Annotated in this window: 10 protein-coding genes; 9 read left to right on the top strand and 1 reads right to left on the bottom strand. The window is 35.9% G+C overall.

Annotated features, from left to right (window positions below; translation table 11 throughout):
• Window positions 1-202: 202 nt before the first annotated feature.
• The 7 genes from ptsP (at window position 203) to ACTJJH_RS01465 (ending at window position 10,704) form a co-directional block, all read left to right on the top strand.
• The gene (gene ptsP / locus ACTJJH_RS01495; RefSeq protein ID WP_440600597.1) at window positions 203-3,055 is read left to right on the top strand and encodes a phosphoenolpyruvate--protein phosphotransferase; all 2,853 of its coding nucleotides are present in this window, start codon (window positions 203-205) and stop codon (window positions 3,053-3,055) included.
• Window positions 3,056-3,070: 15 nt separating this feature from the next.
• Window positions 3,071-4,018 (top strand): 1-phosphofructokinase, encoded by a 948-nt coding sequence (gene pfkB, locus ACTJJH_RS01490; protein WP_032036372.1) that lies wholly within the window; start codon window positions 3,071-3,073, stop codon window positions 4,016-4,018.
• Complete coding sequence (locus tag ACTJJH_RS01485; RefSeq protein ID WP_440600596.1) at window positions 4,005-5,723, top strand: fructose-specific PTS transporter subunit EIIC; 1,719 nt, start codon at window positions 4,005-4,007, stop codon at window positions 5,721-5,723. The genes pfkB and ACTJJH_RS01485 overlap by 14 nt, the downstream gene beginning before the upstream one ends.
• A gap of 844 nt (window positions 5,724-6,567) precedes the next feature.
• A complete protein-coding gene (locus ACTJJH_RS01480) occupies window positions 6,568-7,032 on the top strand; it encodes a MarR family winged helix-turn-helix transcriptional regulator (RefSeq protein WP_002121027.1) in 465 nt (154 codons plus the stop codon).
• A gap of 195 nt (window positions 7,033-7,227) precedes the next feature.
• Window positions 7,228-7,443 (top strand): hypothetical protein, encoded by a 216-nt coding sequence (locus ACTJJH_RS01475; protein ID WP_002120955.1) that lies wholly within the window; start codon window positions 7,228-7,230, stop codon window positions 7,441-7,443.
• Window positions 7,444-8,022: 579 nt separating this feature from the next.
• Complete coding sequence (locus ACTJJH_RS01470) at window positions 8,023-10,113, top strand: putative bifunctional diguanylate cyclase/phosphodiesterase (protein ID WP_440600595.1); 2,091 nt, start codon at window positions 8,023-8,025, stop codon at window positions 10,111-10,113.
• Window positions 10,114-10,260: 147 nt separating this feature from the next.
• The gene (locus ACTJJH_RS01465) at window positions 10,261-10,704 is read left to right on the top strand and encodes a universal stress protein (RefSeq protein WP_002120966.1); all 444 of its coding nucleotides are present in this window, start codon (window positions 10,261-10,263) and stop codon (window positions 10,702-10,704) included.
• A gap of 54 nt (window positions 10,705-10,758) precedes the next feature.
• Here the strand turns inward: ACTJJH_RS01465 and ACTJJH_RS01460 are convergent, their stop codons facing one another.
• Window positions 10,759-12,195: a glucose/sorbosone family PQQ-dependent dehydrogenase gene (locus ACTJJH_RS01460; RefSeq protein WP_440600594.1), complete on the bottom strand. Its 1,437-nt coding sequence runs from the start codon at window positions 12,193-12,195 to the stop codon at window positions 10,759-10,761.
• A gap of 393 nt (window positions 12,196-12,588) precedes the next feature.
• Between ACTJJH_RS01460 and ACTJJH_RS01455 the strand changes: the two genes are divergently transcribed.
• Entirely contained in the window at window positions 12,589-13,221 is a 633-nt protein-coding gene (locus tag ACTJJH_RS01455; RefSeq protein WP_199985349.1) for an SOS response-associated peptidase family protein, read from the top strand.
• A 226-nt stretch (window positions 13,222-13,447) separates the two neighbouring features.
• On the top strand, window positions 13,448-14,902 hold the full coding sequence (locus ACTJJH_RS01450; protein ID WP_044102182.1) for a SulP family inorganic anion transporter: 1,455 nt from the start codon (window positions 13,448-13,450) through the stop codon (window positions 14,900-14,902).
• Window positions 14,903-14,917 lie beyond the last annotated feature (15 nt).

Genomic DNA, 14,917 nt, shown 5'->3' with positions numbered 1-14,917 from the left:
GAAATCAAAATATATTAATCACCTATTCCTTTGTATTAAAAACAAGCACTTTTTACGTAAATACGTCGATATAGCTTTAAAGTTCTGCTATCGTTATTTATATGAAGCTGTTGTTTAAAAACGGTTAAACTAACCTATTTTTAATACTAACAGCTTCTTTTTTTCTGTTTAGCTAAACCAAAGAAATTGTTCAAGGATAAGTATGCTAGCACTAGAGCCTCGACATATTCATATGAATCAACATGCTGTTGATAAAAAGCATGCATTACAGTGTCTAGTAGATATATTGGTAAAAGATGGGTTAGTTACACCTGACTACATTACAGGACTCATCAATCGGGAACAACAAAGTGCCACCTATTTAGGTCAAGGCATTGCTATTCCCCACGGTACACCCCAATCTCGCGAATTTATTCTAGAAACAGGTATCCGTTTAGCTCACTTTCCAGAAGGAATTATATGGGATGGTGAAAACAGAATTTATTTAGCTGTTGTTATTGCAGCAAAATCTGATGAACATTTACAAGTTCTACAAATATTAACTCGAGCTTTAATGCATGATGTAAGTGAACAGGTAAAAAATGCTAAACAACCTGAACAAATTATTGAAATCTTACAAGCTCAACCATTATCTTTAACTTTGCATGAGAATTTAATTCAAACTGAAATTGAATCTCAAGATATTGAAGATTTGTTTTGGTCTGCATCTCAGATTTTAAAAAAACACAATTTCGTAAAGTGCGGTTTTCTAAGTTCACTTGACCCTGATCAAGTTATTCAACTACAAGATCAGATCTGGTCTATTTCAAGTAGTAAGTTTGTTCAACAACCAGCGATCAGCATTGTAAAACCTCGCCATGCTCTAGAGCTAAACGGAAAAAAATTAAACACACTAGTGTGTATAGCTGCCAATGAGCAATTAGATAGTCAGAGATTTAATCGACTGATTGATATTCTATTTAATCCAGAACAAGTTGCGCAATTAGACCAAACACAAGCACCAAATGAAATTGCTAAAATCATTGGTGCAGATGTTATTCCAGATTGGCCTCACCGTTCGGTTGTATTAGCCAATGCCCATGGATTACATGCTCGACCAGCAACTCATTTAGTGAACTTAACTAAAAGTTTTCAAGGTGATATTCAGGTCGCAGTAGATGACGGAAATTTTGTTTCTGCTAAAAGTTTGACGCGCCTCTTGGCTTTAGGTTGTAAACGTGGCCAAACTTTACGTTTCATTGCCGAACCAGAAACGGATGCAGTTGAAGCTTTAGATAAAGTTATTTTGGCAGTGCAACAAGGCTTAGGTGAAGAAGTTGAACCTATACAATCTTCAGACATTAAAATTGAGCAATCTAGTGAAATCCCAAGCCATTCAAAACCACTTAGCTCAAATACAGGAATTGCTGCCTCAAGCGGTTTAGCTTTCGGACCTGTACATGTAATTAAGCCAAAGGTTTACCAATATGAACGTATGGGCTTAAGTGTCAAAATAGAAAAAGAAAAACTTGATATTGCGCTTCATGCTGTTAAAAACAATATTCACCAAGTTATTGCAAAATCTGAAGTGGCTGAGATTAAGCAAATCTTCCAAGCCCATTTGGAAATGCTTGACGATCCAGATCTGATTAATGGTGTTTATCAAAAAATTAACTTAAATCTTTCTGCCCCTGCTGCATGGCATGAACATATTGAGGCAGCAGCCAAAGAGCAAGCAGCTTTACCAGATCGATTACTGGCTGAGCGTGCTACAGATTTACGTGATATTGGTGATCGCGTTTTGGCTCAACTTTGCGGTGAGGTCATCATCGAAGAACCTAAAGAACCTTATATACTGATCATGTATGACGTAGGACCAAGTGATGTAGCCCGACTTAATAAAGATCGTGTAGCAGGTATTTTGACAGCTGTAGGTGGTGCAAGCGCTCATAGTGCTATTGTTGCTCGTGCTTTAGGTATCCCTGCAATTGTTGGGGCTGGTGATCAAGTACTAGATATTGAGCAAAAAAGTTCTCTTTTAATTAATGGAGATACTGGAGCTTTTATCTTAAATCCCAATGCTCAACAAATCGAACAAGCAAAACAAGAACGAGAGCTTCAGAAAAAAATTCGTGAAGAAGCTGAACGTCATAGCCAAGAACCTGCAATTACTTTAGATCAACATCAAATCGAAATTGCTGCCAATTTAGGAAAAGTTCAAGCAACAGCCCATGCGGTAGAATGTGGCGCTGAAGCCATTGGCCTACTCAGGACTGAGCTTGTTTTTATGGCGCATAGTAGCGCTCCGAGCGAAGCTACCCAAGAAGCAGATTATCGTATTGTTTTAGATGCTCTAGCGGGCCGACCACTCGTAGTACGTACGCTAGATGTAGGTGGTGACAAACCACTCCCTTACCTTCCAATTGCTGAAGAAGAAAATCCATTTTTAGGTCTAAGAGGTATCCGTTTAACGCTAAGACAGCCAGAGCTGTTGCGTCAACAACTTATTGCTTTGCTTAAAGCTGCAGATGATCGTCCTTTACGAATCATGTTTCCAATGATTGGCCGTGTGGAAGAATGGCGTGCTGCAAAAGCTATTCTTGATGAAGTTAAAGCTGTACATCCATGCACCAACTTACAAGTTGGTATCATGATTGAAGTTCCTTCTGCTGCTTTACTTGCACCTATTCTCGCGAAAGAAGTGGACTTTTTCAGTATCGGAACAAATGATTTAACTCAATATACATTAGCCATTGACCGTGGACACCCTATCCTTTCAGCTGAAGCTGATGGACTACACCCAAGTATTTTGCAATTGATTGATCAAACTGTAAAAGCTGCGCATAAGTATGGCAAATGGGTTGGTATATGCGGTGAACTCGCAGCCGATCCAAAAGCTGTGCCCATTCTAATGGGCTTACGGGTCGATGAGCTTAGTATGTCACCAAATAGTATTCCTTTGGTTAAAGCCCAAATTCGTACACTTAACTACAGCCAAGCTCAAGTGCTTGCTAAGCGTGCACTTGAATGTGATAGCGCTACTGCTGTACGTCAGTTATCCGAACAAGAAATGTAAAGATTAGGAATAGTAATGGCTAAAGTTTTAACAATTACTTTAAATCCTGCAATTGATGTGACTATACAACTCAATGAGTTACAGATAGGTGAAGTAAACCGCCAAGAATCTGTTGAAATACATGCGGCAGGCAAAGGTTTAAATATTGCTCAAGTTTTAAAAGATTTGGGGCATGAAGTTGTTGTTTCTGGTTTTCTAGGAGCAATAAATAGACAGATTTTCGATGACCATTTTAAAGAAGCTCAATTTCAATCTGAATTTATTTATATTGAAGGTGAAACTCGCCAAAATATAAAAATTGCTGAACATTCAGGACGCATGACGGATTTAAATGGAAAAGGTTTTTTCGTATCTGAACTAGATAAGAAGCACCTCTTCCAAAAAATTAAAATGATTTTGCCTCTGGTAGATGTGGTTGCCATTGCCGGAAGCCTTCCACAAGGTTTTAGTGTTGATGAGTTACAGCAACTTATTAAGCTCATTCAACAGCAAGGTAAAAATGTTGCACTTGATACAAGTGGTAAAGCGTTGGTTGCTGCAATTGAATGTCAACCTTGGATGATTAAACCAAATACAGATGAGTTAGTAGAAAGTTATCAGCTTCCTGCTACAACCTATGCTGAACAAAAAAAACTTTTTGCAAACTTAGCTAAAATTGAACATGTCGTTATTTCGATGGGTGAAGACGGTGTAAACTGGTTACATGACACTCACCCACTGCATGCCACAGCACCTAAAGTGATAGTTAAAAGTACAGTTGGTGCCGGTGACTCTCTTTTAGCAGGTATGATTCATGGCTTATTAAGTGGCTTCTCTGCCGAAGAAACATTAAAAATTGCTACAGCAATTGCAAGCCACGCTGTAACACAAATAGGCTTTCGTATTCCTAATGCTGAAAAGCTAAACCAATTAAAAGCCCAAACTATAATCAATTCATTGAGTGAATCTGATGCCAACTGCTAAACGTTTATTATTTGTTATTAATAGTCCGCAACAGCAAGTCAATGCTTTGATTTTAGCTCGTAAGCTTGCACAAGTCGCGTCTCAACAGGGTTATCAAAACAGCATTATTTCGCTTGATGAATTCGAGGTGAATGAAAGCTTTGACCAAATTATCGTTGTTGGACAACGCCCGAAAAATCTTCATATTTTTGGTACACACCCTTTATCTTTCGTTAACATTGAAGAGATCAAAAGTGATACTGATTCAGCTCTTCAAACTGCTTTAGATCATTTTAAATCTGCTCAAGACTGGCAAAATGATAATAACGTATCAGCATCTACAGCTAAAAAATTTGTTGCGATCACTGCGTGTCCTACGGGTGTCGCGCATACTTTTATGGCCGCCGAAGCTTTACAGCAAGGCGCAGAAAAACATGGTTATGACATTGAAGTAGAAACTCAAGGTTCCGTTGGCGCAAAAAATATTTTATCACCTCAAACTATTGCTGATGCGGACATCGTCATTCTTGCGACTGACATTGAAGTTAATACAGACCGTTTTGTAGGTAAGCATGTTTATAGATGTAGTACAGGTTTTGCTCTAAAGCAAACAGATAAAGCTTTTGCTGAGGCAATCAGTAATGCGCAAGTTTTAGAACAAGGTAAGCAACAAACATCTGCAGAAAACAAAGATAAAACCGAAAAAGTTGGCGTATATAAACATCTCTTAACAGGTGTCTCTTATATGTTACCTATGGTGGTGGCGGGAGGTCTTTTAATTGCTCTGTCTTTATGCTTTGGCCTTAATGCAGCTGAACAAGCAGGCAGCTTACCGGCTATATTAAAACAAATTGGTGCCGCTGCATTTATGCTTATGGTTCCAATGTTATCTGGTTATATCGCCTACTCGATTGCTGATCGTCCTGGCCTCGCACCTGGTTTAATTGGCGGCTTACTTGCTTCTCAGTTACAAGCAGGTTTTTTAGGAGGTATTGTCTCAGGTTTTCTTGCAGGCTATATCGCACTATTTATCGCTAAAAAACTTAAACTTCCAACTAGTTTAGAAGCACTTAAACCCATTCTAATTATTCCGTTATTAGGCACATTATTTGTTGGTCTAATTATGTTTTATGTGGTTGGACAGCCAGTAGCACATATTTTTGAGCTAATGAAAGATTTCTTAAATAACATGGGTACAACAAATGCCGTGTTAATGGGAATTATATTAGCAAGCATGATGTGTATTGATTTAGGTGGACCAATCAATAAAGCAGCCTACGCTTTTACTGTTGGACTGCTGACAACAAACACGTATATGCCTATGGCAGCTACAATGGCTGGCGGCATGGTTCCTGCTATTGGTATGGCTATTGCGACTTTCATTGCTAAAAATAAATTTAGTACAGGAGAGAAAGATGCTGGAAAAGCAGCTTTCGTATTAGGTTTATGTTTTATTTCTGAAGGTGCTATTCCTTTTGCAGCTAAAGACCCAATGCGTGTTATTCCAACCTGCATTTTAGGTGGAGCTGTGACTGGAGCACTCGTTGCCTTATTCCATTGTGAGTTGGTTACTCCTCACGGCGGTGTATTTGTTCTTTTAATTCCCAATGCGATTAATCATGCTTGGTTATATCTTGGTGCAATTGCTGCTGGTAGTATTGTTACAGGGATAAGCTATGCGATTGTTAAGAAAAAAATAGAAGAAAAAGCTGTGACCACTGTATAATTAAAAAGGGAGAATATAAATTCTCCCTTTTTTTATAAATTATATGTGCCTGATCTCATAAAAATTTAAACTGAAAACTATTTAATATTTAATTTTCTTTCTCTGAGACTTAAATCATTTAATTTGAATAGCTCTTGCCATAATCTGTGTGGGCACTTCTTCTGCGAGTATTACGGTTAGAGTTGGCTCTTTTGAGATTTAATGGATAAAATTTATTAAAATTATAATTTATAGACAAAAATACCTCTATTTCAAAAGCTTATTATTTAAAATATTTTTTGAAATTTATTAATAAAAATCAGTTATTTAAAATAGAAAGCTAATTTTATTTTACTAAATAATAGATGTTTCATGTTAAATGTATGGTAAATTTCGGCAACACCAAAACAATACAAGTGATTGATATAAATAAATATTTTTTATTTAAATATCTTAATTTTTCATAGTTATGACTTTAGAGACAAAAACTTTCTCGTTCAATGCCACGTTCAAATCATAATTTTTTTTCTACGATGCCCTTGCAAGCAACATCGTTCAATTAACGATCAAGCAAGCTTAGATGCAATCTTACATATCCACTCAAAGAGTTTCAGGTACGGCTTTGTTAAACAGTTTTTACCTTTAATAATCTTTGATTATAGCTGAAGAGTATTTAAAGTTCGCAAAGTTATAGGAACGCTTTATAAAGTTAAGGACAATTAAACCATGTCATTGTTAAATGAAGCTATATAACTTTTGCTCATCAAGTAAAGTCCTGCTATAACTTGCTTGATGAAACTATATTTTTCAACTATTAAAGATAGTTCACCAGGAATGCGATCCACCAAGGTATGGGGAAAAGTCAATGACAAAGAAGTATGCGCGTTTTTTACCTACAACAGAATCTTTTACTCTTGAAGATTTTCCATATTATTGGATTACTCAAGTACATGCTCAATATGTACAAAACATTGATAATGCTTTAAAAAAATATGGTTTAGATAACTCACGTCGACGCATCATGTTGGCTTTAAGCAGCAAGCCCCATGCGAGTGTTTCTGAACTTTCAGATATGATTATTTCAAAAATGTCGACTACCACAAAAATTGTTTATCGTTTAAAAGATGAAGGTTTGGTTGAAACTTACTCTTGCCAAACTGATGGTCGTATTACTCGTGTAGTACTTACAGAAAAAGGGACTGAAATGATCAACAAGATCAATGATCTAACAAGTGTAGTACTTGAGCAGTCTTTTGAAGGTATTACTCCCTTACAGCTAGAAAAAATGATGGAAAGTTTAAAATTACTTTTAAAGAACCTTTCTCGCTAAGATGAAATAAGAATCTATTTATACCCAATAGTTAAAGCTCTCATTACGAGAGCTTAACTATTTTAATGTCTCTACTTTAATATTGAGAGAAATAGCATCCCACATAAAATAATCAATTAACCTTCCATCTGTTGACTTGAGCTCTTAACTCCAGTAGAAATTCTCTTTCAATAACTGAATAGCAAATTTCGGAAAATGGCTAAAAGAAAATACAAAAGTGACAAATTTCAGGTACGTCGTATTAACCGTAGCTGGTGGGTACTTGAAAAAGACCTTGAATCAAACTGCTATTTAAAACATGAGCAAGTGGCAACAAAAACCTTAGCAAACAACTATGCTGATGATTATATCGAACAGTACTATATGAATCTGTACATACAACAACAGTTGAACAAGCCAGAAACTGTATAAAAAGCCATTTTGGCTTTTTTTATTTTTATAATTAAAATCTATAAAAATTATGCATAAAAAAAACCTACATCTTGGGGAAAATGTAGGCTATAAAATGCACAAAAAGGAAATATATATCCTTTTTGACAAAAAGAATTTTACGATAATACAAACTATTATTTTATATTACTTTTGTAAACTTAATAGCGATTATTGTATTTAATTAACCTCTTTTGAGAGCTTCTTTGTTTATATTATGAATAAAATTTGATTTATCAAATTCTTTATTTTTTATCTTTACTCCTTCTACTTTCTTAGTTTTATTTTTAATATGACAAATATATATGCATAATTATAAGCTGCTGTTTTAATAAGTTTTTTACAAAAATAAGCATAAATATTTTTTTAAAGAAAGATAAATAAAAATTAATAAATAACAAAAACATAAATTAAATCTTTAGTATATATTAGTTTTAATAACTCAATTTTAGTTCAAAAAAAATACACATAAAATTTATTATTTGCTGTTTTGCTTACTACAGAAAGATTACAATAATGGCTAATAAATAGATTAATCAACACAATCTTTCTAGGCATGTTATGACTTCAATGTCGAACAACACCCAAAAGCATTTTATTGTTGAGCAAATTCCACTCCCAACTTGGGTGAGTGATGAAAATGGCTTGATATTATATTGCAATATAGAGTGTACAGAATATTGGTTGGATACTTTTTCTCCATTGCCAGCGCAATGGCTAGATTTTATTTATCCTACCGATTTAGATGAAGTCAAAAACAGATGGCTCGAAGCAATTCGCCTGCAAAAAAGAATCGAATTAAAATGTCGACTTTTACGAGCTGGAAATCAATATAGATGGTGCAAACTATCGATTCAAGCATCTAAGTATCGCAGCTCCTCACAAACTAGCGAATGGTATGTTAGCTTTTTAGATATAGATCATGATATTCAAGAACAACAAAACTTGCAAAAGAACATTGAGATACAAAATCAGATGTTAGATATCAGTGTAGATTGCATTAAAGTTTTAAATGTAGACGGCACACTTTCTCACATGAACAAATCAGGGTGCCTCGCTTTAGGTGTACCTGTTGATGAAACAGAATTTGGAATGAAATGGCTCGAACTATTACCACCGCACATTCGTAAACGCGGTCGAGTCGCTTTGAAAAAAGCTCTTCAAGGTAAAGTTGCTAGATTTGCAGGAATGAGCTGTTTACCAGATCAGGATCCTGAGTATTGGGATAATATGCTTACCCCAATTCATCGGGAAAATGGTGAAATTGGACAAATTCTGTGTGTATCACGTAATGTTACTCAACAACATTTGGCAGAAAACCAGCTTAGGAATATGAGTGAGAGAGATGAACTGACAGGATTATATAATCGGCGTTCATTTAAATTTCAACTTAAGCGCACTCTCTCATATTCAAAAGACACTCAAACAAGTGTAGGGTTACTTTTAATTGACCTCGACCACTTTAAACATATTAACGATACTTTAGGGCATAGCGCAGGCGATCATCTATTAAAAGTTCTCTCCAAACGCTTTAGTCATTGTGTAGATGATGAAAAGTGCGTTGTCGCGCGACTAGGCGGAGACGAATTTGCGGTTATTATTAATAACCTTAATTCTGAAAATGATGTCCGAGAGTTAGCAGCCATTTTACTTCAACAGTTAAATCAGCCGATTACCTATTTAGGAAATGTCTTAAATGGTGGGATGAGCATTGGCTGCGCAATTTACCCGCAAGATGCCGTAGACCAGTCAGGTTTGCTCAGTTGTGCCGATATGGCATTGCATGATCTAAAAGCGCGTGGTCGTGGTGGTATTCGCATGTATGATCCATGCATGATGCAAATGACCGAAACAGTCGCTTCTCAGCTTAATTTAGCTCGTCAGCTGATTCGCCATCATACCATCCAACCTTATTATCAACCTAAAGTAGATTTAAGAACCCATCGTGTAGTGGGGTTTGAAGCTTTATTAAGATGGCATACAACCTCAGCTCAAAGAGGCTACCCTGCACAAATTGCAGAAGCTTTTAAAGATTATAATTTAGCGAGTAAGATCGGTGAAACGATGCAACACCAAGTTTTACGTGACATCGCTAAATGGATAAATCTTGGTATTACACCACTCCCTGTTTCACTAAATGCTGCACCAGTTGAGTTCTTAAGAGATAATTATGCTGAGAGACTTTTGAAAAAGATTAATCAATTTCAAATACCGACGCAATATATTGAAGTGGAAGTCACTGAGCACATGCTAGGCGACCGAGGTTCGGAATATGTGATTCGTGCACTTAATAAATTAAAACAGCATGGGGTACGTATTGCACTTGACGACTTTGGGACTGGTTTTTCATCGCTAACCCATATTCGCGATTACCCGATTGACAGTTTAAAAGTAGATTGCAGCTTTATCCAAAAGATGCAACATGACCCATCAATTTATGCGATTGTCCAAGCAATTGGTTTACTCGCTCCAAATTTATCACTCGGGCTTATCGCTGAAGGAATTGAAACTCCTGAACAAGAAGAACTACTTCGACAATTTGGTTACAGCATAGGCCAAGGGTTCTTGTTTGAATCTGCTATAGATGCTACTCAGGTTATTTCCATACTTAAACAAAATCAGCCTTACTTAGAAAGTCATTACAATCTTTGAAAATAAGATGTTTAATAAACCTTTTAGTTTTTATTCATACTAAAAATAAACAATAATTTTTAAAAAACTGTTCATAATATAAGCATAAAGATAATAATTTCGGTGTTCCCGCACCATACATTGTCACAAGACAATAAGGAGCAATATATGAGTTATCACCATATCTTGGTTCCAGTCGATGGTTCTCCTACTTCACTTATTGCCGTCAATCATGCAACAGCAATTGCTAAAGCCTTTGGCAGTAAAGTGACTCTAGTATATGCGCTTACTATAGATCCTTTCATTTCTGTAGAATTCATTGATAGTACAGAATTAGCACAGGATTATTTTAATAAAGCTAGAGCATCGATTCAGAGCATTTTAGACCAAGCTAAAGAACAATTTAGCCAACATGGAATTTCTGTTGAAACAAAAATTGTTGAGGGTCAAACAATCCACACAGAAATTATTAAAGCAGCTAATGAGCTAAAAGCAGATTTATTAGTGATTGGCTCACATGGGCGAAAAGGGTTTAAAAAGTTCTTCTTAGGAAGTGTGACTCAAGCCCTTTTAGGAGAAATTCATTTACCGGTATTAGTCGTAACTGAATAGTTTTCTAAAGCTAAAAAACCGATCTTTAATAGATCGGTTTTTTAATGGCCTGTATTACTTAGCCTTATATGTAAACTTAATGAGAGATCCTGGATTTTCTAATGTATTTGTTACTGAGCCATCATCTTTTTGAACATTTCCGGCAGTGTCAGTTAATACATATAAAACGTTCCCATCTGGACTTGCAATCACATCACGATAACGGTTGTTGCTTTTAAACATTGGCACAGCGTCATCATAAGTAGTGCTATAAGTTGGATCTAACTTAATACGGAAAATAACACCGCGTTTTAAAGATGGAACCAATAATGTATTTTCCCAACCAGTAATTGCTTTTTTACCGCCCTTATAGACATAGGCAGATGACGGCGCAACTGTTGGCCAGCAAATGTAGGACATCTCTCCACAAGTTGGATCGTTATAGTTGTAGGTATCTTGAACGGTATATAAAGTTTTTAATGGTGGGACAAAGTTTTTACCAGTCCATTCAGATTCTTTCGTCACAGGGACCCCTGCGGCTACTTTTACTCCATTCTGAGCTAAATCCTTAATTGACTTATTGGCTGCTGCTGAATAGTTTGCATAAGCATAGCCACTATCATCTTTATAACCTGCTACATTCGGCCAACCATAATTGCCACCTTTGACAATGAGGTTAATTTCATCGTCAGAGTTTGGGCCTTGTTCAGACTGCAACAATTTACCATTTGGAGTGAATGCTAAGCCCTGCGGATTACGATGTCCAAGTGTATAAATATGGCTAACCACCCCGTTAAAACTTGGATTATCCTTTGGAATACTTCCATCAAGATTTAAGCGTAGTACTTTACCCATATAGGTGTGATAGTCTTTGCCATTCAGTTCTTGTTGAGTTGGCGTATGTTGTGCTTGATTTGGCAAGAACAAATAAGCAAGCTGGTTACGCCCTTGGTCACCAATCGTATAATAAATCTTTTGATCTGGACCAATGACAAGACGACCAGACTGATGGTCTTTCGATGATGGTAATCCTGCCAATAAATCTACTGGCTTCTCGAGCGTATCTGTTGATTTATTATAGGTATAACGACGAATAATAGTTTGATTAGGCAATTCTTTATCTGTAGATTTCGGATTTTTAAATGTACCTGAAATGTAGATATAAGGATTATTTTTAAAGTCAGGATGGAAGGCAAAGCCTAACAAACCATTTTGTCCATCAGCATCATTTACAATCTCAGGCACCTGAAAAACTGTTTTTACACTACCCGACTCTGGATTCACTCTTAAAATCTTACCTGTTGCGCGCTCTGTTAACCAAATTTGATTATCAGGTCCCCACAACAAAGCATGTGGCTTATTTAAATTAGATAGAATAACTTTCTTGTCAAAGTTCTCTGATTTCGCTTTAGCAAATTGAGATGGAGTTAGAGGAACATCAGCAAATGCTGAGAGTGTAACTAGCTGAGCAGCGCCTAATAAAGCAATTTTAGCCAATAAATGTTTATTCATGTGTCCACCTTATAAATTGTCAAAATTTTCCGAGAATTTTTAAACCTTTAGCAACTGGTTTGTACGAGTTCTCTATATGATTTGTATTATGATGAATAACGAATCTATTAAAATCTAAATTTCTGAAAGGCTCTGTTGCATAAAAGTAGCTATTAAAACTGAATAAACTCTCTTTAAGATGAGCAACTTAACTATACGATTTATCTATTCTATTAATTTTATATCTGAAACTTTTTTGAAATGGCCATGAGTTAAATAAATATTTATTAACGAAGTAATTGATAGTTAAAAATTAATACTCAAAGAGACAATTCTAATTATAAAAATATACATCACTAAAGACTAAAAGTTAGAAGCTGTAATTGAGAGCTATTTTTACAACGAAGGTGTCTTATGTGTGCAAACTTTAAACCTATTAAGAAAATACATGCCAATCAATTAGAGTTATTTGAACCCACTTTTGAATATAAGATGGATATTTTCCCAAGTGATGATTGTCCACTCATTTTATCGAATGAAAATGAGCTTGAGTGGAGAAAAGCTAAATTTGGAATGCTTCCTCCTTATGCCAAAGAAATCGCATTCAAATATGCAACTTATAATGCGAGAACAGAGACAGTAGAACAAAAGCGCTCTTTTAAACATGCTTGGTTAAATGACCAGTTTGCGCTTATTCCTGTTGAAGCTATTTATGAACCTAAATATATCAATGGGAAAGCACATTGGTATGGTATTTTCCGTCAAGATGGGCAACCTTTTACCCTTGCTGCAATCTATGAAGAAACACTTATAGATGAACAGAAAGTTAGGTCAATGTCGCTATTAACAATTAATGCTGATCATCACCCTTTTATGAAACAATTTCATAAACCGGATGATGAAAAACGCTCAGTTATTGTAATACCAGACGATCTTAGAAATGATTGGCTCAACTGCACTCATTCTGAAGCCAAAGATTTTTTCTTAGATATGCCTGCGAATGAATTTGCCTCAATGCCAAAAGCTGAAATGAAAAATTATGATTAAATCGGTTTAGTCGACTTAGATTAGTCAGCCTTAAAAACTTATGCTATTCTTCGGGCACTTTTAAATGCCTCAAACTCTCTATACCTATGACACTTACGCCACCTTAAGTTTATTTACCCTTATCTATTGTAAATAACTCATCACTGTTTAGTGATGTGGTGTAGTCGCTTGTGTTGGTATATCACATCACTAGCCTTTTCAAAATTTAGAACTTAGGCTATTTCTCATGTTATCCAATGTCCGAGAACAATGGTTCTCTAATGTCCGCGCAGATATTCTTTCCGGTCTTGTTGTGGGTCTTGCTTTAATTCCAGAAGCAATTGCATTTTCAATTATTGCGGGTGTAGACCCCAAAGTCGGTTTATATGCATCCTTTTGTATTGCCGTTATTATTTCTTTCGTAGGCGGTCGTCCGGCTATGATTTCGGCGGCTACAGGCGCAATGGCTTTGGTTATGACAACGCTTGTAAAGGATCATGGTCTTCAATACTTATTTGCAGCAACAGTATTAACTGGCGTTATACAGATTTTGGCAGGATATTTCAAACTCGCTAAACTCATGCGTTTTGTTTCTAAATCGGTGGTTATTGGATTCGTTAATGCCCTCGCCATACTCATCTTTATGGCTCAATTACCAGAATTGGTAAATGTGACATGGCATGTTTACTTACTAGTAGCAATTGGTTTAGGAATTATTTACCTTTTCCCCTATATTCCAAAAATTGGAAAGTTCTTTCCCTCGCCCCTTATTTGTATTGTAGTAGTCACATTACTCGCTATTTTTTTAGGATTTGACGTTCGAACGGTTGGTGATATGGGATCATTACCGGATACGTTACCTATATTTCTAATTCCGAATATTCCTTTAAATTTAGAAACCCTCCTTATTATTCTTCCATATTCTTTAGCCCTTGCCGCGGTTGGCTTACTTGAATCAATGATGACTGCAACAATCGTTGATGAAATGACAGATACATCTAGTGATAAATTTCAAGAATGTAAAGGTCAAGGTATAGCAAATATCGCTTCAGGTTTCATGGGTGGTATGGCTGGTTGTGCCATGATTGGTCAATCAATGATTAATGTAAAATCTGGTGGCCGTACACGTTTATCTACTTTCTGCGCGGGAATATTCTTACTTATTCTCGTTGTATTTTTAAGTGATTGGTTAAAAGTAATCCCTATGGCTGCTTTGGTTGCAGTCATGATTATGGTATCTATCAGTACTTTTGAGTGGAGTTCTCTGACTCAATTTAAAAATAATCCTAAAAGTAGTAATGTCGTTATGATCGCTACCGTTATTGTAGTGGTTGCTACTCATAACTTAGCGTTAGGTGTATTAACTGGGGTATTACTTTCAGCACTTTTCTTAGCAAATAAACTTGAAAATGATATTCGTATAAAAACTTCATTCGAAAATCAAGCTCGTTTATATGAATTAAGAGGCCAAATATTTTTCAGTTCATCTGAAAAATTTATGCAAAGTTTTAACTTTAAAGAAAAAGTTAAAGAAGTCATTATTGATCTCACCCATTCTCATATTTGGGATGTGACTTCAGTTGCCATGCTAGATTCAGTAGTAAATAAATTTCAAAAGAACGGTATTCAGGTAACGGTTCGCGGTTTAAATGAAGCCAGCTCAATCATGATTGATAAATACGGTACTCATGCAAAAATCTAAAAAAGGTCCTTCGGG

It is taken from the genome of Acinetobacter sp. 22301, assembly GCF_052045285.1.
GTDB classification, from domain to species: Bacteria; Pseudomonadota; Gammaproteobacteria; order Pseudomonadales; family Moraxellaceae; genus Acinetobacter; species Acinetobacter pittii.
The sequence above is the reverse complement of the archived record's forward strand: the minus strand, read 5'-3'. Positions and strand labels throughout refer to the sequence as shown.